Genomic DNA, 25039 nt, shown 5'->3' on the forward strand with positions numbered 1-25039 from the left:
TAAACTCATACTGTTTTATTATAATAAATATGGAGATAAATTGCAATTTTTTCAAAAGGATTACGACAATTTCCCATAAACCTTCACTTATCGTTCACATTGCATAAGACTTTATAATCGTTACAATTGTGAATCAAAAGAAAATTTGGTATGATAATACTGTTTGAAAGGATGATATACATGAGTTGTTTAAAAATAGATGATCTGCATGTAGATGTGGATGGGAAACAGATATTAAAAGGTGTAAATTTGGAAATACATGAGCATGAAACACATGCGTTGATGGGTCCAAATGGGAATGGAAAAAGTACATTGTTAGCTGCCATTATGGGAAATCCCAAATACCATGTAACACGTGGTAGTATTACGTTAGATGGTCAGGATGTCTTAGCCATGGAAGTAGATGAACGTAGTAAAGCTGGACTTTTTTTAGGTATGCAATATCCAAGTGAGGTTAGCGGTGTTACGAATTCTGATTTTTTAAGAGCGGCAATGAATGCAAGAAGAGAACGTCCGATTCCTTTATTCACGTTTATCCGTGAAATGGAAAAAACAGTAAAAGAAATGGAAATGAAACCGGATTTGGCACATCGTTTCTTAAATGAAGGGTTTTCTGGTGGTGAAAAGAAACGTAATGAGATTGTTCAGATGAAGATGTTGAAACCATCAATTGCAATGCTTGATGAAATAGATTCAGGCTTAGATGTCGATGCATTGAAATTGGTAGCTAAAATGATCCATGAAATGCAAATCGAACAAGGCATGGGATTGGTCGTAGTAAGTCATTATGCACGCTTTTTGGATTTATTAAAGCCAACACACGCCCATGTTTTAGTGGATGGTGCTATTGTGGTCAGCGGTGGCAGTGAGTTAATAGAAAAAATCGATCAAGAAGGTTATGACTGGATTGAAAAGGAATATCATGTGCAGGTCGTAAAGGAAGAAAAGAAAAAAGTTGCGTTGTTGCAGCAATGTGCTGCAGGAACCAAAGGTGTTTAATATGGAACTGCATGTATCAACATCTGGCTTTCAGGTGATAACGCTTGATGATAACGAAACACAATTTAATCTTCATGTAGACAAACACCTGAACGTAAAACTGGCAATTCCATATGGTGGTATAGAGGCATTAAGAACCTCTTGTATTGAATTAGAAGAAGGAGCTTCCCTTACAATCTTGATGAAGAATGTAAAACAGCAAAAGAATATGTTGAATCAGCAGGCTGTTTTACATAAAGATGCAATATTAACAATCGCCTATTGGGAAATTGAGGATGGGGCATCACAGATTAGACTGGATGTACAATTGATGGAAAGTGGTGCGCAGGTAATGGTGCGCAGCGCTTGTATTGCCAAAGAACAAAAAGACTTTTATGTGAAATGTCATCATGAGGTAGCACATACGAAAAGTCAAATGGAGCATTATGCGATCGTCGAAGATGAAGGTAATTATCGCATGGAAGCTATTGGTAAGATCGTTAAGGGTGCACATGCCAGCGAATCGCATCAGACAACACGCGTTTTGACTTTGAGTGATCATCACAACAGTGAAGTTGTGCCTGTGCTTTACATTGATGAAAATGATGTAAAGGCAAGTCATGCGACGACGCTTGGGCAACCGGATGAAAATCAATTATATTATTTACAATCACGCGGATTAAGCCGTTCACAAGCATTAGGTCTTTTGACAGTCGGCTATTTAATGCCTATCAGTGATTTGTTTGATGATGCGACATATCATGATGAAATGAAAAATGAAATCGAAAAGAGGGTGGGATTGCATGCTTAATGTAGAAAACATCCGTCAGGATTTTCCAATGTTGCAAGGAAAAATGATGCAACAACATCCATTAATTTATTTAGATAATGGAGCAACGACGTTAAAACCACGTGCTGTGATTGATGCTGTTGTTAAATATTATGAAGAGTATGGTGCCAATGCACACCGTGGAGATTATGATCTCAGTTATTTTGTAGATCAGGAATATCAGCAGACAAGAGAAGATGTGGCAGCTTTCTTACATGCGGAAAGTGAAGAAATTGTCTACACATCAGGTGCTACAGCTGGCTTAAACATGGTGGCTTACGGTATTGGAGAACGTTTGCTGCAAGAAGGCGACATCGTTTTAAGCAGTGAGGCAGAGCATGCCTCTTGTGTATTGCCGTGGATGCGTGTGGCTACCAAATGTCATGCTAGCTTAGCCTACATCCCTTTACAAGAAGATGGACGCATCGATATGGACATGCTGGAACAAATGATGAATGAGCGTGTCAAGGTTATTGCATTAGCACATATTGGCAATGTACTTGGCTATATCGCACCAATGAAGGAAATTTGCGCCCTGGCCCATCGTTATGGAGCTATCGTTGTTGTTGATGCTGCACAAAGTGCGCCTCATATGCCAATCGATGTTAAAGATATGGATTGTGATTTTCTGGCGTTTTCTGCGCATAAGATGTGTGGACCTACTGGTGTTGGTATCCTATATGGCAAGAAAGCATTACTTGCGCAAATGGAACCAATGCTGTTGGGCGGTGACAGTAATGCACGTTTTGATGTTTGTGGAAATATCCAGTTAAAGGATGCCCCCTATAAATTTGAAAGTGGTACACAACCAATCGAAGGTATTTTTGGATTGCATGCAGCCATACGTTATTTGCAGGCAATTGGGATGAAAGAAATCCATCGTTATGAACAACAATTGCATGCGTATGCTGTAGCCAGATTGAAACAGATGGATAATATTATCCTTTACAATGAAAACAATGATACCGGCATCATCACCTTTAATGTGAAAGGGGTGTTTGCACAAGATGCGGCTACCTTCTTTAATGCAAATGGTATTGCCGTAAGAAGCGGACAACATTGTGCTAAATTATTAAATGAAGTATTACAGACAAGTGCGACGATTCGTGCCAGTTTGTATTTCTATAATACCAAAGAAGAGATTGATCGTTTCTTAGCTGTATGCGCAAATGCAACTATGGAAACATGTTTAGATGTATTTTTCTAGCAGGAGGAAGTAAGATGAATAATTTCATGAACGATCCCATGATGCTACGTTCGATCATCATGGATCATTACGAATATCCCAGAAATCATGAATTGAAGAAAGAGGATGGCTATCTACAGAAACATATGGCCAGTGAATCTTGTATCGATGATATTTATGTGCAAAGCAAGATAACAGATGGAATCATTGAGGATATACGTTTTGATGGTGTGGCATGCACCATTTCAACTTCCTCAACTTCCATCATGAGTGAGCTTTTACAAGGGAAAACCATCGATGAGGCAAAAAAAATAATTGCTAATTATTATCAGATGATTGATGGCAAAGATTTTGATGAAAATGTTTTACAGGAGGCGATTGCCTTTCATAACGTAGGAAAGCAAGCAAATCGCATCAAATGCGCTACGATCGGCTGGAAAGCAATGGAAGAGCTGATTGAGGAAAGCGAGGCTAAAAAATGAGTGATATGCAGATACCTAGTGAAGATTATAAATATGGTTTTCATGATGAAGATATAAGCCTTTATAAAACGAAACAAGGATTAACAGAGGAAACAATACGGGAAATATCTCGTATTAAACAAGAACCAGAATGGATGCTGAATTATCGTTTACAAGCATTCGCTAAATTTATGGAAATGCCAATCCAGGATTGGGGACCAGAACTTTCGCGACTGAATTTTGATGAATATACATATTATATCAAGCCTAGTGATAAAACAGAGCAACGTTGGGAAGATGTACCAGAAACGATTAAGGAAACGTTTGACAAGCTGGGAATACCAGAAGCAGAAAAGGAATTCTTAGCCGGAGTGACAACACAATATGATTCCGAAGCTGTATATCATAACATGTTAGAGGAAGTAGAGAGAAAAGGGGTGATCTTTCTTGATACGGATACAGCTTTAAAAAAACACCCTGATCTTTTTAAAAAGTATTTCGGTAAGCTCGTACCGTATACCGATAATAAATTTGCAGCTTTGAATAGTTGCGTTTGGAGCGGAGGAAGTTTTATTTATGTGCCTAAGGGCGTTCATTTAGAAAAGCCGCTACAGTCTTACTTCCGTATCAATACCGAACGTATGGGGCAATTTGAACGTACGCTGATCATTGTAGATGAAGGTGCAGATGTACACTATGTAGAAGGCTGTACAGCACCGATTTATTCAAAAGATTCATTGCATGCGGCGGTTGTTGAAATTTTCGTTCATAAAAATGCCAGATGTCGCTATTCCACTGTTCAAAATTGGAGTGATAATATTATCAATCTAGTTACAAAACGTGCAAAAGTTTTTGCGAATGGCAGTATGGAATGGATCGATGGCAATATCGGATCAGGTGTCAATATGAAATATCCTGCTTGTATATTAGCGGAACCATATGCAAAGGGAATTTGTGTTTCTATTGCTGTAGCTGGGAAAAAGCAAATCCAGGATGCTGGTGCGAAAATGATACATCTGGCAGAAGATACGTATAGCAACATTATTTCAAAATCCGTATCGCGAAATGGCGGTGAAGTAAATTATCGCGGGTTGGTATTCCATGGTCCAAAGGCACAACGGGCGAAAAGCAAAGTGGAATGTGATACCTTAATTCTTGATAAACAATCTCGCAGTGATACGATTCCAACGAATGTTTCAAAGAATAAGACAAGTCAGATTGAACATGAGGCAACGGTTTCTAATATCAGTGAGGAACAGCTGTTTTACCTCATGAGCCGCGGTTTATCACGAGGACAGGCAACTGAGATGATTGTAATGGGCTTTTTAGAACCATTTACCAGAGAATTACCAATGGAATATGCAGTTGAATTAAACCAGCTGTTAAAACTGGATATGAGTGATTCTATCGGATGATGAAAGAAACTGTGCGAAAGCTTGCTCTTGCTCGTCGTAATGCTTTGACACAAAAGGAGATAGCATGCAAAAGTAAAGCCATTGTCCAACGCTTAGAACCATATTTAAAAGGTACCATTGCCTTATATCGTAGTTATGGCAATGAAGTTTGCATAGATGATGTACATCTAAAGAGCTATGGGCTTCCAGTAGTATTACACGATACTTCCATGTGTTTTCGCATGTGGTATAAAGGTTGTAAAATGAAAAAAGGAGCTTATGGAATTCAAGAGCCAATCGAAGGAAAAGTGCTTTTGGCTGATGAACTGGATGTGATCGTCGTGCCAATTGTAGCCTTTGATGAGCATCTATATCGTTTGGGACATGGAAAAGGATATTATGATCGTTATTTGAAACAATGCAGGGCTCTTAAAATTGGTGTGGCTTATGACTGTCAACAGGTTGAAAAAGTACCAATAGAACCACATGATGTGTGTTTGGATATGATTATTACAGAAACATGCATACGTAAGAAAGATCACTTATGATCTTTTTTTCATGCTAAAAGACAAAGCATACATAGCAGTGCTATGCTAGACTTTAAGTTTTCTTCATTTTTAAGTTTGATGCAAGACTTATTATCAATCGACATACACATGTTTAGAAACTATCAAATGTTCAACCATACATTACTAAAAAATTATATATAGTTATACGACAAAAGGTAGTAAGGAATACCATGTGAAAGCAATATAAAACGAAAGAAAAGGCAGTAATCGCAAATATGTGTTTACAGAATATGTAATTTTTATTTTATGTTATGTTTCTGTGTTGCTTTTTATAGAAATGAGTGGTATATATTACTATATGTTATAACAATTAGAAATATATGGAAAGAGGTGTAGAGATGGAACAAGAAAAGACATTATATGAGTGTGTTTACCGCATGATTTTGCATACGATTCATAATGGAAAATATCGTTATAATGAAGAACTTCCATCTTTAAACACCTTATGTAAAGCGTATGGTGTTGGGCGTAATACCATGCGCACAGCATTACAAAAATTGCAAAGTCATGGTTATGTTGTGCTTGAAAAAGGCAGCCCGGCTAAAGTGTTGTTTGATATTAATGATTTTGATAACAATGTACAATATCGCCAGACTATGCTAGACTCTTATCAAATGATTTATGATGTTTTCACGGTCATAGAATGGATCATGCCGGATATTAGTGTTATTTGTATGCGTAAAGCAAGCAAAGAACAAATAAAGGGATTAGAAGAAAAGGTCATTGCGTTATCACAACGTCAGTTGGTGAATGAAATTGACGTCTATGAGTACCTATATGATCTTTATCTTTATGTATTATCTTTTTTAGATAATCCGATATTAAATGATTTGTTTTTAACATTAATGAATTCTCTTACTTTACCGCTTGTTCAAAACGAAGAAGAGCATAAAAAATTAACAAACAATTTTGATGCTATGAAGAAAACCTTTACGATAGCTCTGCGTTTTGTATTAAAGGGAAATGATTTCATGCTTCGTAAATTAATCTTTGCATTATGTAAAGGAATAAAGAATATTACTTTAAGTTATACCAAACGTTTGACTCAGGGGATGACGATAAAGGAAAAGGCGAAATTCAGTTGGGTCAGCAATCGCTCACAAGAATATTTATACACACGTGTAGTAACGGACATCATGAACGATATCAAAACAGGTATTTATCATAATGGGGATTTATTGCCATCTTTGGCAAAGCTTGCGACACTGTATGAAGTCAGTGAGCGGACAAGCCGTAAAGCGGTCAAAAAACTGAATGAATTTCATATTGTCAATACAATAAACGGCATTGGCAGTCGTATTCAACTCGATGATCAAACGATTAAAGATTTCATGAAGAGTGCAGATGATCATATGTTGAATGGGTTACAGCATTATCGCCATAGTTTGCAGCTGTTGGATTTATTTGCTGGTTTTATATTTCCGCATGTACAAAATCAATTTAATAAAGAACGTTGTCAATCATTAGCTGATAAAATAGGTGAATTGGATGTGTTTACATTCGATGAATACTTCCAGCTTCTTTTCACAGAAGAAAATGATTGCCTGCGGGTAATTTATGAAGAGCTGAATAAACCTATGAATTGGAATTTGATAGCTTGTATCATGGCTGATAAACAGGAGATGATTAATGAAATTAAAGCCCTGCAACCACTTTATTGTGAGCATCTACGAAAACGACATTTTCATAAGATGAATGAAATCATGCATAAGGTTTTCGCAATACGCTTGCAAATGGCAGATATGGCAATTGCTGCTTGTCAAAAAGCGTTCCAATAAGACACCTTATTTTACAAATACTATTTTAGAATAATATGATACTCATAACTCCAAAACGGCAGTAGACATTACGATATTTTATATTATGTGAAAGGCAGATGTTAGTAAGCATCTGTTTTTATATTGCTTTGTTAAATTATAACAACAGTATATCATACAACAAAAAGAATTTATTTGGTAAAAATATAACCATTTGTTTTTAGAATTCTTGTTATGTTTTTTATATATAATTGCTTTTTACGGTTAAAAATCTACAAATTGCTTGAAAATTCAACTATATATTATATAATTTAAGCAGTACTATATAGTTCAAGGTACGTTGTTAGGGAGAATTGAGGTGAATGGTGGCATGAATGAAACAACAACTGCAAAAAAAGAAAAAACATATGTGAATTATCTTTCAGAAAAAAAACGAAATAAGGCCATTTATGCGATGTTGCCTTATTATGAAAATGTCATCATCTTAGGGGATTCATTAGCAGAGTCAATTCTGGATTATCGATTATTACGAAAGAAAAATGTTATAGCGAAGCGAGGGCGCTGTGTGGATATGATTGAGGGGGATATTCAGCGGGCCATTTGTATGGCTCCGGAAATGATTATTTTGGAGTATGGAAAAAATGATATCCTACATTTTCGGGATAATTTTACTTCTTTTATTACCTTGTATCGTAAGCATATCCATACATTAAAGGAAGAATTGCCGGAAACAACATTATATGTCAACTCTTTAATTCCTATGGGACAATGTCAATTAGAACGCATTGGTGGTCTGGAAGTATTTAAAACGTGTAATAGTCTATTACAATTGATGTGTGAAAAAGAGGGTATAGGATTTATTGACAATTCAGCATTAATCGAATGGAAAGATGAATTGTTTGAATTTGATGGTATTCATCCCAAATATCCATTCTATCCCAAATGGCTGTATCATATGGCTGACATCACGGGACTTTTAAAAAGAAATTTTATTATATGACCGCATATTTTGCGGTTTTTATTTTCTGCAGGGGGATTTAGGTATATCTTTCTATTCTTTCACATAGGCTTTATTGAGGTTGATACCATGAAAAAAATGATACTTTGCTGTATGGTGGCAGTGTTGAGCATGACGATGCTGACAAGTATACATGCAGATGAGAAAACAAAACAAACGACAAAAAACGATCCCCAAATTGCCCAGAACGCGAAATCCTCCTACTTAATGGAATATACAAGTGGGAAAGTTATTTATGCTAAAAATGAAAAGGCGAAATTATATCCAGCTAGTATGACGAAAATGATGGGTCTATTACTTATTTTTGAATCTTTGCACGATGGTAAACTGGATTGGAAAGATGAGGTTACTACGAGTGCATATGCTGCTAGCATGGGAGGCAGTCAGGTATTCTTGGAAGAAAATGAAACCATGAGTGTAAAAGATATGATAAAAAGTATTTGTATTGCCTCAGCTAATGATGCTATGGTTGCCATGGCTGAAAAAGTAGGAGGAAGTGCTGAACATTTCGTTGAGATGATGAATGAAAAAGCCAAAAAATTAAATCTTTGTAACACCCATTTCATGAATCCTACTGGCTTACATGATCCACAGCATTATACCTGTGCTAAAGATATGGCAATTGTTGGGAAAGCTTTAATTAAGGAAGGCGGAGATGATTTGTTAAAAATCACTTCAACATATGATGCCTATATTCGCGAAGATAGTGAGAAAGCTTTCTGGTTGGTAAATACAAATAAATTATTAAAACAATATCCTGGCGTTGATGGCTTGAAATCAGGCTTCACCTCACAAGCGATGTCCTGTATCACTATTACCGCAAAAAAGAAAGATTTACGATTAATAGCGGTCGTTATGGGAGAGCCTAGTTCAAAAGTTCGCAATGGGGAAATCAAGCAAATGCTAGATTATGGTTTCTCACAATATCAGCAAGGCTTATTATATGCAGCAGGTACTAAGATGAAAACAATACCAATTGAAAATGGGAAGCCGCAAAAAGTAGATGTGTTAACGGATAAAGATTTAGTTTATGTGTTTGAAAAAGGCAGTGAGCCAAAGGAAACGGCGAAAGAAATTTCCTTACGTAAAACGCATGCGCCTTTTAAAAAGGGAGAAATTATCGGTAAGGTGCAAATTAAAATGAGTGATGGTTATACTATGGAAACGGCATTGAAAGCTGCACATGATGTAGCAGCGCTAGATTATACTGATTTATTTATGAAAGCCTTAAAAGATGTTTTTGCGTAAATATCCAAAAAAAGGTTTGCTACGCTCATCATAACGATGCTAATTAAAGGCATACTACTTCTGAAAAGAGGGATAATTGATGAGTGTTATGTGGACCATTATTGGATTTATAGCGATATTAGCATTTCTATTCTTAATTTTTGCTGTTGTAAGATCAGCAGCACAATCAGATCATATGCCTAATTATGATGAAGAATATGCAAGTGATTTCTTTGATGAACAAGAAGATGATATGTATTAAAAACGGATAAGATATATCCGTTTTTTCGTGTGACAGAATAATTACTAATTGTCGAAGTGAAACATCCTTTGTCGAATATCCCCAAGGATAAGAGAATTCATGCTAAGATGAGCTGCGGAGGGATAAAAGATGAAACATCAATTTAAAGATGGTACCCTATATTTTTATTTTTATGGGGAACTGGATAATCTGACAGTTTGTAATTTGAAGCAAATATGTATCGATTTAATCGATCAGTATCAACCAAAAACTGTCAAACTGGATTTTGAAGAAGTGAGTTTTGTAGATAGCACGGGTATAGGGTTTGTTTTAGCTCGCTATAAGCAGTTGCAAAAATATCATGGTGAGTTGATTATTTGTAATTTATCAAAAGTAAATCATCGCATTTTTGCGATGAGTGGAATTTTTCAGTTAATGAAAGAGGAAAGAAATGGGGTAAAACTATGAACAAGATGACATTGGAATGTTTGGCGCATCTGGAAAATGAGGCATTTATCAGAACGAGTGCGATCGCTTTTTTAATGCCATTAAATTTATCCATGGAAGATTGTATGGAAATCAAGACGATGCTGGCAGAGGCTGTTGTCAATGCGATGATTCATGGTTATGAGGGAAATCATGAAGGGATTGTTCGTGTGCATGTATCTTATGATGAAAATCAGATCGAAATTATCGTTGCAGATGAAGGCTGTGGAATCGACGATATATCACAAGCTATGCAACCATTATTCACCAGCAAACAACACTTAGAACGAAGTGGTATGGGTATGACAATTATGCAGACATTTGCTGATGATTTTCATATTACAAGCGAAAAGGGAAAAGGGACTGTCGTCACATTACGTAAACGGATTCAACATGAATGTGTCAGCGAATAATGAAGAATTGATTCAAAGAATCAAAGATGGGGATGAAGAAGCAAAAAGTATTTTTGTAGAAAAGAACTCACCGTTAGTATATTCTATAGTTCGTCGTTTTTCTCGTCAACGCATAGCCATTGATGATTTGTTTCAAATTGGATGTGTTGGATTAATGAAGGCTTTGAACAATTTCGATACAAGTTATCAAGTTAAATTTTCAACATATGCAGTGCCCATCATCATGGGTGAAATTAAACGCTTTTTTCGTGATGATGGAAATATGCGCATATCGCGTTCATTAAAAGAAGGTTATTTGCAAATGTCAAAAAAGAAGGAAGAACTTTTGCAGAAATTGAATCGCGAACCAACTTATCAGGAAATTGCCGACGCTTTGTCAATGGATGTTGCAGATGTTATCTTAGCCTTTGAAGCGAATCAGTTTGTTTATTCTTTAGATGAAACTATTTATGAAAACGATGGATCGCCGATATTGCTAGAGGATAAGGTGAGTAATCGCAAAGAAGAAGATGTTGTTATGAAGGTGTCTTTGCAAAATGAGATTGCGCATTTAGAACAACGGGAACAATTGTTATTGCACTATCGATATGATCTGGGAATGAAACAGGAAGAAATTGCCAAAAAATTACAGATATCTCAAGTACAAGTATCACGTTTAGAAAAAAAGATATTATTAAAATTAAAAGAGCGCCTTATGGTAACATGATGAAATTCCTTTTCGAAAGAAAAGGAGTTGATGGATAGAGAATGTAATGGTTTGATCATCGTCTTTTGGTTTTTGTATTGATGAAAGAAACGAATCTTAATTGGTTATGCTTTTACGGTAGCAACCAAAGACAGTATCTTTCTTTTTGCAAAAAACATAATGTGTATATGGGCTTATGGCATTTTCGGTGTTCTTATTATAAGTCTTTGGCTATAAAAGTTTTTTCTTATGTTTTGCGTGTGTTAGCTTTAGCGTTTGATGCTTAAATTAAGTAGAGGACTTAGGCTTTTTACATCATCTTATCGTGTAAGACTTCATTTTATCTGTTGATCATATGTAGCATGATTGATTACTCAATATAAAAAGAAAGCTCTTGTTTTGTTGCGCGCAAGATCTTTTCTTTATCCTTACTTGTGCTGGTTTTAACACCTGTGATATAATAAACGGTAGCAGAAATGGATGTGAAAAGATGAATTTGGAACATGTATATCATTTAAGTGATGATGAAATCAGCGAAATTTACCATAGTTTTGCGGATAATTTCTTTCATGATGACTTGTATCGGACGATTTTTCCTTCAGAACCATCACGTCGATGGGCTTTGCCATATCTGCTGAAACATTATTTACAGGCAGTAAGACCATATTGTTATTTTATAGCGGATAGTAAAGACTTGAATTGTGTTATGGTTCTCTTTGACAGTACTTTGGAAAAAACGCTGTTATATCGTTTGCGATTATTACATCTAATTATAAAGCTTATACCAATTGCTGTAGGTGTTCACTCTATTCGCAGTATTCATCATGCTCTTGATTGTATGGATATGTTCACTAGCAAATGGACGAGAGAATTTGTGAATGGTGCATATTATCATGTGGATTTATTATACACAGATAAAGCAATGCGTCATCATGGTTTGGCGGGACATCTCTTACAGGAAGTAAAACAGGAAGCAATCAAAGAACATCGCGATATCACGTTAGAGACACATCATAAAGATAATTTACCATTATATGAACAAATTGGTTTTCATCTGATGAGTACCATTACTCATGAGGAATATGATTTAACGCAGTATTGTATGCTGCTTAGGACAAGTGAGGAATAGCTTATGTATATCAAACATCGTGTACAAAACTTTTGGAAATATTTTATATTAAACCGTGAAGAACTAGAGCATGCGTTACGAGAAAATGATCACCATGAGATTACACATCTCTTACAAGATTTAAATGAACATTTAAAAACGATTTGTGCGTGTGGCATGGAAGTTGAGATGAGTGATACAGGTTTTTATGAAATGACCTTTACACCACAAGGAAATAAGAATGCGCAGTTTGCCACAGCATTATTAAAAAAGGATGCTCCGCAAGCATTAAGTGAAGATTGGATCATTAATGCCGTACGACCACCATTAAGTGAGCGTGCTATGCATACGATATTACGTATAAAAGATAAAGAAGTTACTGGTGCTGATTTTCATGTTTATTATACGATAAATGAAATAAGCAAAACGCTCGATATCAAAGTATATTGCGAGGCTTTAAAAGATGTGGAGGAAAAGCGTCGTGAGTCGATGGTTGCTTTTATGTTGGAGTTATTCATTGGTGAGTTAGAATTTGAAGCACGCATATCAAGCATCGAAATCATAGATACACCAGATGAAGAGGCAGAAAATTTCTGTTTATTGCCAAACCTGTATGAAGATATTTGTGATATTATCATTGATCAAGATTGGATGGAATATCATGATCCATTATCTATTTACATGGCTTATAAACTTGATGAAAAGCCAGTTAGCGAAACATTGCGAAAAGATATGAAATTAATCGTAACGACGAATCCACAGCTACAAGAAGAACTCTTAAGCGATAGTTATGAAATGTGTAAGGAGTTCAAAGACTGTGGTGGAGAATATGGATACTTCTATTATGAAAAGCTATATGAGGATGAAAAAGAAGCATTGGTTCGTCAACAACTGGAAAAGGAAATAAATGAACTTTTATATGAGATGTCGATTGCCAGAACGATGGGTGGCGCCGTTGGTATTTATTATTCTTATATTGATGTAGCTGTTTTTGATAAAGATGCTTTTGCTATCGCATTAGCAAAAATCAATGAAAAGATGAATTTTAAAGTTTATTATCAACCTTTTTTGAAATAAGCTACATGTAATGGGTATTGATCATGGAACTTTCATTTAATAAGTAAGTATTAAGAAAATGACAGACCATTAAGTTATTTGATGCGTAACGTATATGGTAAATACGATACCTAATTGTAATTTTTTGTGGTTTATCAAAGCATATAAGTCTTAAGGATGGATTTATCGAATTTGTTATCTATCCATAAGACTTTTTATTATCTTTTATTGTATGGGATAAATGAAAAAGGCTAGCTTTGACATAGGGGATGAAAGCAAACTTATTAACAAAACAGTACAAAAGATCATGTAAAAGAACATCAGTTTTGATATTCTTGAAATGGAAATGAAGTAATGATTTTTTGGAAAAAGCTGCAGTGAATTTTTATGAAATTACAAAAAGCAGCTATGAGATAGGATAGCAGCTTGGTAAGTATTACTTAAAACCAAGCGTTTAAGCGATATCAGCGTTTCTATTTTATATTTTGCAATAGTATAAAAAGCTTGTTTCAAATAGCTTACTTACATACTTACGACACATTATCACGAATCTTGATTAGACATATCTTGATAAGATTTTTCATATACTGACAATAGGTGATGGAAATGCTGTTTCCGATATTTGAGATTTTAAGCAGTGCTCTTGGATATGTCGGCTATATACGTTCAAATTCTTTTTTACAACCTTTAGATAAAGAAGAAGAAGCACATTGTATTGCCGGCTTAAGCTTGCAGGATGAGGAATGTCGTAATAAATTAATTGAACATAATTTGCGACTAGTAGCTCATATCGTAAAAAAGTATGATATCAAAAAAGAACAAACAGAAGATTTAATAAGCATTGGAACTATAGGTTTAATCAAAGCAATTGACTCTTTTAAACCAGAAAAAGGGCATAAATTAACTACGTATGCTTCGCGTTGTATAGAAAACGAAATATTGATGTATTTACGTAGTTCTAAAAATTATTTTCAGAATGTATCGCTTAATGATCCTATTGCAACGGATAAGGATGGAAGTGAGATTACGCTGATTGATGCAATCAGTTCTCCGCAAGAAACAAGTATCATTGAAGATATGGTCGTTGAAGATAATATCAGTAAACTAAAACAATTTCTACATGTTTTAGATTCCAGGGAATTGGAAATCATTACGAAACGATTTGGTTTATACGGTGTAGAAGAAGAAACGCAGCGAGAAATTGCCAAGCAATTGCATATTTCCAGATCATATGTTTCACGTATTGAAAAAAGAGCTTTTATGAAATTGTATCGTGAGTTTCAAAAAGAAGAAGCAAAGCATGGCGAAAAAGAACCACGGATTAATATATTTAAAGAATAAAAAACCTGAGAACAGTATAACATTTGAAATGTCTCTGTTCTCAGGTTTTTATATAGTTTATTTGCTTAATAGATAGGCATATAATAATTTTGCCGTTTCAACAACACTATCAATATGACAGCGTTCCATTCCATGACTTGAAAAACATCCCATGCCAAAGGCGGCAGCATATACATTATTACCAGCACGTATTGCGGCACTGGCATCTGTTCCATAATGATAAAAAACATCCACACAATAATGAATATTGTTTGTTTTTGCTAATTGGATAAGCTTACTGGTCAAGCCGCGATCATAGGGTGTATAATTATCCTTCGCGCAAATGGATACGCCATATTCATCTCCTAAATGATCTGGACCAATCAAGCCGATATCCAAAGCTACATATTCTTCAACCTCAGGAGGCAGCCAAGCACCACCATGTCCGATTTCTTCATAAAAGGGGAAAGCAAAGAGCACATTGTAATATGGCTTTTTCTGCGCTTTTTGTAAATTCTCCAGTACGGCAAAGACAGCACCTACTGCCGCTTTGTCATCTATATGGCGTGACTTGATAAACCCTTTTTCGGTATAATGATAATTTGGATCAATGGAGATGATATCACCATGTTCAATACCTAAGGCACGAACATCTTGTGCACACTTGACATGCTCATCTAATACGACCATCATATTACGTTCTTCGCGAACAGCACTTCGTGCATCATCAAATACGTGTGTGGAATGTGAAGTACAAGCAACCAATCCGCTATAGCATTTGCCATCGCGAGTATGAACATGCACACATTCTCCATCAATGTTATTATAGTTAATGCCACCTAAATTACGCAGTGCCAATGTACCATCCTCATTGATATGACGTATCATCAAACCAATGGTATCTAAATGTGCACCCACACATATGGTTTTTTCTGGATGTTCACCTTCTACTTTAATATAGATGGTGCGCTTGCGATCATAACTGACCGCATAGCCAAATTCTGTAGCTAAGGCTTCCATGACGGGTGTGATTTCTTCATAATAGCTGACAGGGCTTGGCGTTTCTATCAGTTTTTTGGTTACACGCTCAATTGTTTTCTTATTAATTTCCATACAGATTACCTCTTTTCTGAAGATTATTTTAACAGTTTTTCAGAGGAGATACAAGTAAAGCTGAAAGCTGTGATGGTGATTATTAACAATTGTTAAAATTACGCGATATCCAATTTTTCTCAATGTGAAACTACGTAGTTTGATAAGAGAGCCTTAGGAAAGAAAAGGTAAGTTTTTGTTAAAACCACAGGGGAGCTTTGATCCTGAAAACAGTAGTCTAATGTATGTATATTGCAATAGAATAAGCTTTTGCCATATGCTTAAAAGCAGCACCATGAAAAAGCCATGTATTAACTATATCAGTATCTGTGATATAGAAGTGATCATAGGATTATTTTTGTTGTATTCTTGGATATTTCATAAAATAAAAAATAGGTGTTGCAAACGCTTCCATACCTTGCTATACTATACATGTATAAAGGTTAGCGAATTAAGGAATCAATCCATTTACTTAATGCTAGACCACATCATATATTTGATGTGGCCTTTTTTTTGTTCTCTGGAGGTATGAAGAATGCGAATTTCGATATTTAAAAATCAAAAAGTAAACGAAACAGAAATCGTTTCACCGTGTGAAGGTAAGTTAAAACGTTTAGAAACATCTAATGATGAAGTTTTTGCATTAAAAACACTTGGCGAAGGATTCTTTGTAAGAGCCAGTGATTCACAGATTTATGCTCCTGTTTCAGGTGTTGTTACATCAATCTTTCCGACTAAACATGCCATCGGAATACAAACAAAGAATGGAATGGATGTAATGTTACATATTGGTGTAGATACAGTAAAACTACAGAAAAATACGATTGAAAGTAGGTTACAGGTACATGACGTAGTAAAAAAAATGCAGCCTATATGTGAGATAGATCTTATCACATTTAAAAAATTGGGGATACTACCGGATGTTTATGTATTTGTCACAAACAGTGCTGAATATGATATCAAAGCAATTAGAGAAGAACAGGATATTTATGAGGGGGATGTTGTATTGAAATGTATTAGGAGGTAATTACAATGAAATACTTCTATCTAAAATCGATTAACAATAATGCTATTAGCGCAATGGATGAACATCATCACGAAGTGATTATCTTAGGGAAAGCAATAGGTATTAAATGTAATCGAACAATCCATTCACTTGTGGATAAACAACTTATCGAGCGTATCTTTGTTAGTGATACTAGTAATAAAAAATATATCGAAACCATTTTGAATAAAATGCCTTATGCATTATTTATGATCGTTGAGAAAGTCATTAAAACAGCGGAAGAAGATTTACAAACGAAATTTAAAGACGTGTTGTATCTATCGCTTTTAGATCACATATACTTCGCCTATACGACATGGCAAGATAAACAGAAAATAGAGAATCCATTGCTAAATGAAATTAAGATGTTTCATACGAATGAGTTTCATGCCGCATTACATTCCATTGCTATCATCAATCAAGCGTTACATACAGATTTTGATGAACATGAAGCAGCCTTTCTTGCTTTTCACTATATCAATGCGTTATCTAATTTAAGCAGTTTGCAAAACAAAACAATTATGAAGGATTTGGAAAGGACGGTAAATTATATAGATACATTAACAGATTATACACTTGATAAAAATTCATATTTATATGGAAGATTATTGATTCATTTAAAATGTTTATTCAATCGTCTTATTACGGATGAGAAGAAAACATTCGACAGGACGTTTATGGATGAGGTTTCACGTTCTTTAAAGATAGCACATGGGGAAGAATGGGAATATGCTGCTAAGATATCTGATTTTATGAAATCTGAACTGCACTTAAATGTAAGTGATGAAGAAGCGGCATATTTGACAATGCACATCGTCCCCATTTTAAAACAGAAGGGAGGAAAATAAAAAAATTATACAGTATGTTTATATGTTGATGTCATAAAAAGGTTAGCAGTAGAAAGAGAGAGGTGTAAAAACATGGCAGACTTTAAAAACATGGCAAAGGAAATTTTGAATTGTATTGGTGGAGTAGATAATATCAAAGAAATGTCACATTGTATGACACGACTACGTCTTAATTTGAAGGATGATGCGAAAGTTAAAAAGAATGAATTGGAAAAAATTGAGGGTGTGATGCGGGTTGTCGTCATAGGTGGACAATATCAAGTCGTATTGGGTGGAATTGTAGATGAGGTGTTTGCAGAAGCAAGTACACTAGTTGGTGATACTGTAGATGTAAATAAAGAAATGATTCAGGAAAATTTAGATGCGGATGTTCCTAAAAAAAGTAAATTCATTGAAAATCTGATAGCATTATTATCCGGAATTGTCAGTCCTATTATACCGGCAATGTTGGCAGCCGGTTTCATTACGGCTTTGGCGAAACTTGCAGTACTCGCTGGGGTATCAGAAACAAATACGACGATCCAAATATTGAGTGTTGCAGGTGATGTCTTATATGGCTTTTTCCCTATTTTTATTGGCTGGTCAGCAGCTAAATATTTTAAGGCGAATATATCCATTACATTAATGGTAGTTGGATTATTGGTATATCCTAATTTTTCGGCAATATTTGCCAATGCGACAAGCGTCAATTTTTTAGGGATACCAGTAACCAATGTTTATTATGGTAGTTCCATTTTACCAGCAATCTGTTCGGCCTATTTGATATCTAAATGTGAATTTATTTTACGTAAAATACTTCCAAATGCCTTACGCAGTATCTTTGTTCCGTTTCTGAGTGCATTAATCGTAATTCCTTTACTTATTGTTGTGATTGGCCCTATAGGGGTATGGGGTGGAGAATTGTTTGCGAATTTGTTTAGATCGACATATGAGTTGAGCCCTGTATTAGCAGGTGCTATCATAGGCGGAATCTGGCAAATATTGATTATCTTTGGTATGCACATCGCTATTCTAGGGCTTGTATCTGCGCCTAATATCGCAATGTATGGAAGAGATATGATTATTATGACGCATGCGCCATCTTTGATTTGTCAAATTACAGCCGGGTTAGCTGTTGCTTTAAAAGCAAAAGATAAGAAAATAAAGAAAAATGCACTAACCTTAAGTTTAACATCATTTTTTTCAGGTAACGTCATTGAGCCTGTAATGTATGGTATAAACCTTAAATATAAAAAACCATTTATCGCAGTATGTATAGGTGGTGCTATTGGCGGCGCAATTACTGGAGCAGCAGGAGCTGGAACAGTGGCAGCGGTAGCACTAAGTATTTATACATTCCCAGTCTATTTGGGAGCAGGTTTTGGCGGTTTGATGTTAGGCTGTGTTGTTGGTGGCCTCATAACTTTTGTTTTAACTTATTTGATGGGAATTGATGAAAAGGAGAATGCATAGTAATGAAAAATCGAGTAAAAGATATTGCATTTCAATCAGCTGATCATGTAATAGAAGAAATACGCAATATGAATGTCAAGGGAGGAAGTCCTTTTGGTAGAGCAGCTGCTTGGGCATTTAAGCTTGCTTTGCAACAAGAGGATTTAAAAACTTTTAGCGAAATCAAAACACGGTTCACCTATTTAAAAAAACAGATGTATGAATTAAAGCCAACAATGGCAACAATTTATAATAGCTGTGAAGCCATTATGCAAGAATTAGATGAAACGATGGAAGTAAACATACTAAAAGAAAAGGTGATTCACTTATGTGATAATATTATTGAACAATCGTTTGTAGCTGTAGAAAAAGTCGGGGAAATTGGATCTCATCTTATTCATGATCATGATGTTGTTTTGATGCACAGCTATAGTAGTACATTGATGGGAATCTTTCAATCAGCAGCAAATGACAAGAAACGCTTTAAGGTTATTTGTACGGAATCAAGGCCTTTACGTGAATCACGAAATGCTGTGAATGTATTAACTCGATTAGGTATTGAAACGATGTTTATTTCAGATGCATCGGTATACGAGTTTATGAATGAGGCAGATATGATCATTATGGGAGCAGACACACTTTGTACCAATGGCGATGTTGCGAACAAGATGGGGAGTGCGCAAATTGCGCGTCTTGCACAAAGTTGCAAGATACCAGTTTATTTTGCAAGTGAATTATATAAACTTGATATAAGAACCTTAAATGGTGAAAAAGTGATTTTAGAAAGAAGAGACAAATGCGAGCTCGTAGATGAAGATGATTTTAAGGATTTTGATCAAGTAGAAGTCATAAACCAATTTTTCGATCTGACACCAGCAAGCGATATAACAGGAATCGTTACGGAATTCGGTGTTCTGCATCCATCCCAGATGTTGCAATACTGGTCAAAATTATGGGATAACATTAAGGAGGGTGAATAAATATGAATGCATTTTTAGATATAAAAGATGAGGTGCTGAAAGCAATTGAAGGTAATAAAGCAGTCGTGGCTTTAGAATCAACAATTATTTCACATGGAATGCCGTATCCCCAAAATGTGGAAATGGCGAAAAATTGTGAAGCTATTATCCGTGAGCAAGGGGCAGTACCAGCAACCATAGCAATTATGGATGGAAAAATTAAAATTGGTTTAAATGATGAAGATTTACAAACATTGGCAACCGCAAAGGATGTTGCGAAAGTTTCACGTAGAGATTTGGCTCAGGTTTTATCTGAAAAGAAAATAGGCGCTACTACGGTTGCAACTACGATGATATGTGCGAAACTTGCTGGTATTAAATTTTTTGTGACAGGCGGAATAGGTGGAATTCATCGTGGATATGAACAGACACTAGATGTTTCAGCTGATTTAGAAGAGCTTGCACAAACGGATGTTAACGTTATTTGCGCAGGGGCGAAGTCAATCTTAGACTTGCCGAGAACATTAGAATATCTTGAAACGAAGGGGGTTTGCGTCGTAGGATATAAAACAGATTATTTACCACAATTTTTTACTGCTGAAAGTGAGTATAAATTAAACACGAGAATGGATTGTGTTGAAGATATCAGTGCCTTAATACATACAAAAGAGAAACTAGGTTTACAAGGTGGCATTTTAATCACCAATCCTATTCCTAAGGAAGATTCTATGGATAAGGCATATATTGATTCTTTGATTTTGCAAGCTGTAAAAGAAGCTGATGAAAAAGGAATTAAAGGAAAAGCCGTTACACCTTTTCTGTTAGCTGAAATCGTTAAAAACAGTCATGGTGAAAGTCTTAAAGCAAATATTGCATTAGTATACAATAATGCAAAGCTAGGTGCAAAGCTGGCGGTTGAATATTTTAAATAGATAATATGAATGTAGAGGAGATTGTACTTATCTCCTCTTTTTGATGTCACAAACATTTCTTATTTTTTAATTATTTATCTTGCTAAATACGTAACAAGTTGCTATAATATGAGTAACTTGTTACTAATAAAGGAGATAAACATGGAACTACAAGAACTGATACAACGTTTTTCAAAGACGCGTGAGCAACAGGAAAAAGCTATTTTTAGTACTTTATTCATATTAGGGAATCGTTTGCAGACTATTTTTGATGAACGGATCCCAGATATCACATTAAAGCAGTTTATGTTGCTGTCATTAATTCGCCAAGCAGATACACAGATGACCTTTACTCAATTAGGTAGTATGATGGGGTGTTCGAGACAAAATGTTAAAAAGTTAGCAGCTGTTTTAGAACGAAACGGTTATGTAACCATCAAAAAAAACAAAGCAGATGTGCGGGCAGCTACAATTGTTCCTACACCAAAGATGCATGATTTCTTTGATACGGTATTTGTGAATTATCAAACAGAGCTTACGTGTGTATTTGAACACTACAGCAATGAAGAATTACAACAATTGTTTCAATTGTTTATGCGTTTATATGAGGGAGTAGAGTGTTTGGAAAAGAGGACAAAAAGTGAAAAAGCATAAAAAAATGAAACGCATTGCTATCTGTGTACTTGTGGGTTTGGTGGGAATCGGCATTTCCATCGTTGTATTATTACAGGATATTACACAAAAAACAAACCGGATAAAGCTTCATACACCGAAACTTGCAGCAATAAAGGATGGTGTGTATGAAGGAAGTTATAGCATATTTCCTGTATCCGCAAAGGTCAAAGTGTATATTGAAAACAAACGCATAGCCGATGTGAAAATCATTACCCATGAACATGGTTTAGGAAAGGCTGCTGAAAATATCGTAAGCGATGTATTGCAGAAACAATCCTTAGAGGTAGATACTGTATCACAAGCAACCATTAGCAGTGTATGTATTTTAAAGGCTGCCGAACAGGCGATGGAAAAAGGAGAATAACATGAAGAATTTAATTATCTATACATCAAAATATGGCGCATCCCAACGCTATGCAGAAATGATATCACATGCGTTAGGGGATCCTGCGACGGAATTAAAGCAATGTAAGAAGCAAATGTTAGAAACAGCCGATCGTATTATCCTTGTAGGAGGTATTTATGCCGGAAAAATTGCTGGGATGAAGTATGTAAAGAAAATGGAACGTCATATTAAGATGAAAAAAATTTATGTATTTGCGGTAGGGGCAAGTGCGTATTGTGATGATTATCTTGAAGAAATTAAAATGAATAACATGAAGAATTGTAATCTTTCGATTTCGTTTTCCTATGGGCAAGGGACATATGATGAAGAGAAGATGAATTTCAAAGACAGAGCATTATGTCGCTCATTACGCAAAGCTTTACAGGGGAAAGAGGTTTCGGAAATGGATGCATCTATGCGTGCGTTGGTAAATACGCAAGGAAAAGCCCATGATTGGATAGATAAAAAATATGTGGATATGTTCTTAAAAAAGGTGAGTGAAAGTAGTAACGCATAGATATATGCGTAACCTATATGAACTGGCCTCATTTCAACCTTGATAATTTGAAAATGGAAGGAAAGTGCCTTAATATGGTATGATTGTATGTTTTATGAAACGGTGGCTTCTAATAGAAATGGAAGCTGCCTTTTTTTCATGTGAAAGGGAGATGATCGTCAATTAATAAAAATAAACCAAAAAAGTCAATTGTACACGAAAGAAACCATTTAAATTGACATGAGCACTGGAAATTGTTTATAATTAAACTGTGAGTTTAATTATAAGAGGAGGAGACAATGGGACGAAGGAAAAAAGAGCCGAAAAGTACTCATCGGGAAAAGATTGCTGCAGCAGCATCTACCTTATTTATGCAAAAGGGTATTACGGCGACTTCTATGGATGATATAGCAAAAGCAGCCGGATACAGCAAAGCGACCCTTTATGTTTATTTTAAGAATAAGGAGGAAATTATCGGTATTTTGGTTTTAGATAGTATGCGAAAACTTTACGATTCTATATCTTCTGCGTTAGTACAAAAGGAAACAACGAAAACAAAATATGATTTTATTTGTCGTGGATTGGTGCAGTATCAAGAAGCATTTCCTTTTTATTTTAAAATGGTATTAGATAAAATCAATATTGACTTTGAAAATAATGATTGTTTGCCCGAGGAGAAGGAAACATATCAAATAGGAGAAAAAATAAACGATAAGTTAAAAGATTTTCTGATATCTGGTATGGAAAACGGTGATTTGCGTGAAGATCTGAAAATTATCCCAACTATATTTACTTTTTGGGGGATGCTATCAGGACTTATTCAACTAGCTACAAATAAGGAGAACTATATTCAAAGTACGATGAATTTATCGAAAAAGCAATTTTTGGATTATGGTTTTCAAATGTTGTATCAATCTATTGCAAAGGAGAAATGACTATGAATGAAAAGAATGTACTTGCCATTTTTGGTAGTCCCCATACAAATGGGATGACAGCAGCTATGTTTGATTGTGCAGTTCATAAAGCAGAAGAAAGGGGATATACAGTAAGGAAAGTAAATTTATATGAAAAAAATATTTCTTTCTGCAAAGGTTGTCGGGCTTGTATGGATACCAAAGTTTGTGTTCAAAAAGATGATATACAAGAAATTGTTGCCTTATTACATGAATCCTTGATTGTATTTCTGGCAGCACCTGTTTATTGGGCAAATGTGCCAGCACCGGTCAAAAATTTGTTTGATAGATTATTAGGAACAGCAATGGAAGAAACGACAACTTTCCCCAAACCACGTTTAAAAGGCAAGAAATATTTGCTATTAACTTCCTGTAATACTCCTGCACCGTTTTCGTGGATTTTTGGTCAAAGCAGAGGGGCAATCCGCAATATGGATGAATTTTTCAAAACAGCAGGTATGAAACCTATAGGAAAAATTGTATGTGCAAATGCGGCTAATAGAAAGAAACTATCCCCGGCATTAATTAAAAAGATAGAGCGGTGTGTGAAATAAATGGATTGTATTGTTTACTTATATGCTTAATATTGGAAAGATAGCAAGATGATTAGAGAATACAAGATAAAATGAAAATGACGTAGCATTTACGTCATTTTTTAATGGGATAGGATACTTAAAACTTCATATAAGACATTGCGTAAAAGCGGAAGACGTTCACTAATAATTCTTTTGCATTCTGTATATATTCTTATATAGTTTATTAAAAATCGGCATTTTCTGTTTGATATTGAGAATTGGAAGATAACCATTCTCCAGTTTGTCAAAATAATTGTTCCTCATGACGCTAATTTGAAACGATTAGCAGTTTCACAAGATATCATTCTCTTTAAGCAAAGCGTATAACATTTATTCATCGTTAGATGACAAACTTTGCATAAGAGCAAAGAAATGCTGTGGTTCTCCTGTGCTGAAATATTCATACCAATACTCCAGGGTGCTTGATTGAAAGACATTTAAATGCTTAATAATTTGTTTTGACCATAGCAAGGCTCCGGCTGAACTTGCTGTAATAAGGTTATTATCTGCCACAGAGGGCTTATCAATATAATGATTTTTCCCTTCATAGCAAGGAGAAAACATGTCTAGATAACCTATCCCATTACTTGTATGGGGACGATTATCCAATAACCCATAGTTAGCAAGTGCTACAGTGGCTCCACAAATTGCACAAACAGTAGCACCTAAAGAAAGAAATTCGCTCGCTTTTTCAATAATTGTACCATGTTTTGGATCGCTCCAAGTGTCAGCGCCCGGTAAGAGTAAGACACTTGTTTCATTCACAACAATATCATCGATTAAGCAGTCGGGTACTATTGTCATACCACCCATTGTGTGGATAGGCTCTGTCGGTCAGACTTTACGGACAGTTTAGTTAAAAATAGAAAAAGCCGATGACAAGTGATATTCTCACAAGCCATCGGCTAAATAAAAGACTATCTGGGAGTTTGCTTATAATG

At 35.3% G+C, this 25039-nt stretch carries 28 protein-coding genes; 26 read left to right on the forward strand and 2 right to left on the reverse strand.

The features are described from left to right. Positions 1 to 180 precede the first annotated feature (180 nt). From sufC to sigK, 16 genes are all read left to right on the forward strand, one after another. Entirely contained in the window at positions 181 to 999 is an 819-nt protein-coding gene (gene sufC, locus EDD61_RS08470) for a Fe-S cluster assembly ATPase SufC (protein WP_008688025.1), read from the forward strand. Position 1000: 1 nt separating this feature from the next. After that, positions 1001 to 1789 carry a SufB/SufD family protein gene (locus tag EDD61_RS08475; protein ID WP_008688027.1) on the forward strand — a complete coding sequence of 263 codons (789 nt, stop codon included), beginning with the start codon at positions 1001 to 1003 and terminating at the stop codon, positions 1787 to 1789. Next, entirely contained in the window at positions 1782 to 3014 is a 1233-nt protein-coding gene (locus EDD61_RS08480) for an aminotransferase class V-fold PLP-dependent enzyme (RefSeq protein WP_008688028.1), read from the forward strand. The genes EDD61_RS08475 and EDD61_RS08480 overlap by 8 nt, the downstream gene beginning before the upstream one ends. Positions 3015 to 3028: 14 nt before the next feature. Continuing rightward, a complete protein-coding gene (gene sufU, locus EDD61_RS08485) occupies positions 3029 to 3475 on the forward strand; it encodes a Fe-S cluster assembly sulfur transfer protein SufU (protein ID WP_008688029.1) in 447 nt (148 codons plus the stop codon). Then, positions 3472 to 4869 carry a Fe-S cluster assembly protein SufB gene (gene sufB / locus EDD61_RS08490; RefSeq protein WP_008688030.1) on the forward strand — a complete coding sequence of 466 codons (1398 nt, stop codon included), beginning with the start codon at positions 3472 to 3474 and terminating at the stop codon, positions 4867 to 4869. Before sufU ends, sufB begins: the two co-directional genes overlap by 4 nt. Further along, positions 4866 to 5396: a 5-formyltetrahydrofolate cyclo-ligase gene (locus EDD61_RS08495; protein ID WP_132224999.1), complete on the forward strand. Its 531-nt coding sequence runs from the start codon at positions 4866 to 4868 to the stop codon at positions 5394 to 5396. Before sufB ends, EDD61_RS08495 begins: the two co-directional genes overlap by 4 nt. Before the next feature lie 359 nt (positions 5397 to 5755). Next, complete coding sequence (locus tag EDD61_RS08500) at positions 5756 to 7195, forward strand: GntR family transcriptional regulator (protein ID WP_132225001.1); 1440 nt, start codon at positions 5756 to 5758, stop codon at positions 7193 to 7195. A 349-nt stretch (positions 7196 to 7544) separates the two neighbouring features. Continuing rightward, on the forward strand, positions 7545 to 8174 hold the full coding sequence (locus EDD61_RS08505) for an SGNH/GDSL hydrolase family protein (protein WP_132225003.1): 630 nt from the start codon (positions 7545 to 7547) through the stop codon (positions 8172 to 8174). 87 nt (positions 8175 to 8261) lie between these two features. Further along, entirely contained in the window at positions 8262 to 9440 is a 1179-nt protein-coding gene (locus tag EDD61_RS08510) for a D-alanyl-D-alanine carboxypeptidase family protein (protein WP_132225005.1), read from the forward strand. Between the two features lie 79 nt (positions 9441 to 9519). Next, positions 9520 to 9681: a hypothetical protein gene (locus EDD61_RS13835; RefSeq protein WP_008688036.1), complete on the forward strand. Its 162-nt coding sequence runs from the start codon at positions 9520 to 9522 to the stop codon at positions 9679 to 9681. 129 nt (positions 9682 to 9810) lie between these two features. Further along, positions 9811 to 10128, forward strand: a complete 318-nt coding sequence (locus EDD61_RS08515) for an anti-sigma factor antagonist (protein WP_008688037.1) — start codon at positions 9811 to 9813, stop codon at positions 10126 to 10128. Then, positions 10125 to 10559, forward strand: a complete 435-nt coding sequence (spoIIAB, locus tag EDD61_RS08520; RefSeq protein ID WP_008688038.1) for an anti-sigma F factor — start codon at positions 10125 to 10127, stop codon at positions 10557 to 10559. Before EDD61_RS08515 ends, spoIIAB begins: the two co-directional genes overlap by 4 nt. Continuing rightward, the gene (locus EDD61_RS08525) at positions 10540 to 11265 is read left to right on the forward strand and encodes a SigB/SigF/SigG family RNA polymerase sigma factor (protein WP_119957456.1); all 726 of its coding nucleotides are present in this window, start codon (positions 10540 to 10542) and stop codon (positions 11263 to 11265) included. Before spoIIAB ends, EDD61_RS08525 begins: the two co-directional genes overlap by 20 nt. Positions 11266 to 11734: 469 nt before the next feature. After that, a complete protein-coding gene (locus tag EDD61_RS08530) occupies positions 11735 to 12373 on the forward strand; it encodes a GNAT family N-acetyltransferase (RefSeq protein WP_008688174.1) in 639 nt (212 codons plus the stop codon). Positions 12374 to 12376: 3 nt separating this feature from the next. Next, positions 12377 to 13429, forward strand: a complete 1053-nt coding sequence (locus EDD61_RS08535; RefSeq protein WP_132225007.1) for a hypothetical protein — start codon at positions 12377 to 12379, stop codon at positions 13427 to 13429. A gap of 585 nt (positions 13430 to 14014) precedes the next feature. Beyond that, on the forward strand, positions 14015 to 14749 hold the full coding sequence (gene sigK, locus EDD61_RS08540; RefSeq protein WP_008688178.1) for an RNA polymerase sporulation sigma factor SigK: 735 nt from the start codon (positions 14015 to 14017) through the stop codon (positions 14747 to 14749). A 57-nt stretch (positions 14750 to 14806) separates the two neighbouring features. Here sigK and EDD61_RS08545 read toward each other — a convergent pair whose 3' ends face one another. Next, a complete protein-coding gene (locus tag EDD61_RS08545) occupies positions 14807 to 15841 on the reverse strand; it encodes a M42 family metallopeptidase (protein WP_008978488.1) in 1035 nt (344 codons plus the stop codon). 514 nt (positions 15842 to 16355) lie between these two features. Between EDD61_RS08545 and EDD61_RS08550 the strand changes: the two genes are divergently transcribed. From EDD61_RS08550 to EDD61_RS08595, 10 genes are all read left to right on the forward strand, one after another. Further along, positions 16356 to 16847 carry a PTS sugar transporter subunit IIA gene (locus tag EDD61_RS08550; protein WP_008688181.1) on the forward strand — a complete coding sequence of 164 codons (492 nt, stop codon included), beginning with the start codon at positions 16356 to 16358 and terminating at the stop codon, positions 16845 to 16847. Between the two features lie 5 nt (positions 16848 to 16852). Continuing rightward, positions 16853 to 17713 (forward strand): PRD domain-containing protein, encoded by an 861-nt coding sequence (locus EDD61_RS08555; RefSeq protein WP_008688183.1) that lies wholly within the window; start codon positions 16853 to 16855, stop codon positions 17711 to 17713. A 72-nt stretch (positions 17714 to 17785) separates the two neighbouring features. Then, positions 17786 to 19165 carry a PTS transporter subunit EIIC gene (locus EDD61_RS08560; RefSeq protein WP_008688185.1) on the forward strand — a complete coding sequence of 460 codons (1380 nt, stop codon included), beginning with the start codon at positions 17786 to 17788 and terminating at the stop codon, positions 19163 to 19165. Positions 19166 to 19167: 2 nt separating this feature from the next. Next, a complete protein-coding gene (locus tag EDD61_RS08565) occupies positions 19168 to 20124 on the forward strand; it encodes an eIF2B alpha/beta/delta subunit family protein (protein ID WP_132225009.1) in 957 nt (318 codons plus the stop codon). Between the two features lie 2 nt (positions 20125 to 20126). Next, positions 20127 to 21035: a pseudouridine-5'-phosphate glycosidase gene (locus tag EDD61_RS08570; protein ID WP_132225011.1), complete on the forward strand. Its 909-nt coding sequence runs from the start codon at positions 20127 to 20129 to the stop codon at positions 21033 to 21035. A 141-nt stretch (positions 21036 to 21176) separates the two neighbouring features. Continuing rightward, the gene (locus EDD61_RS08575) at positions 21177 to 21668 is read left to right on the forward strand and encodes a MarR family winged helix-turn-helix transcriptional regulator (protein WP_132225013.1); all 492 of its coding nucleotides are present in this window, start codon (positions 21177 to 21179) and stop codon (positions 21666 to 21668) included. Beyond that, positions 21655 to 22053, forward strand: coding sequence for an FMN-binding protein (locus EDD61_RS08580; protein ID WP_008688193.1), 399 nt, complete (start codon positions 21655 to 21657; stop codon positions 22051 to 22053). Before EDD61_RS08575 ends, EDD61_RS08580 begins: the two co-directional genes overlap by 14 nt. A 1-nt stretch (position 22054) precedes the next feature. Then, entirely contained in the window at positions 22055 to 22591 is a 537-nt protein-coding gene (locus EDD61_RS08585; RefSeq protein ID WP_132225014.1) for a flavodoxin family protein, read from the forward strand. A gap of 278 nt (positions 22592 to 22869) precedes the next feature. Next, entirely contained in the window at positions 22870 to 23505 is a 636-nt protein-coding gene (locus EDD61_RS08590; protein ID WP_008688196.1) for a TetR/AcrR family transcriptional regulator, read from the forward strand. A gap of 2 nt (positions 23506 to 23507) precedes the next feature. Beyond that, the gene (locus EDD61_RS08595) at positions 23508 to 24077 is read left to right on the forward strand and encodes a flavodoxin family protein (RefSeq protein ID WP_008688200.1); all 570 of its coding nucleotides are present in this window, start codon (positions 23508 to 23510) and stop codon (positions 24075 to 24077) included. Positions 24078 to 24428: 351 nt separating this feature from the next. On the opposite strand, the gene EDD61_RS08600 is transcribed toward EDD61_RS08595, so the two are convergent. Next, positions 24429 to 24920 (reverse strand): DJ-1/PfpI family protein, encoded by a 492-nt coding sequence (locus EDD61_RS08600; protein ID WP_257524870.1) that lies wholly within the window; start codon positions 24918 to 24920, stop codon positions 24429 to 24431. Positions 24921 to 25039 lie beyond the last annotated feature (119 nt).

The sequence above is a fragment of the Longicatena caecimuris genome (assembly GCF_004341945.1).
In the GTDB taxonomy this organism is placed as follows: Bacteria; Bacillota_I; Bacilli_A; order Erysipelotrichales; family Erysipelotrichaceae; genus Longicatena; species Longicatena caecimuris.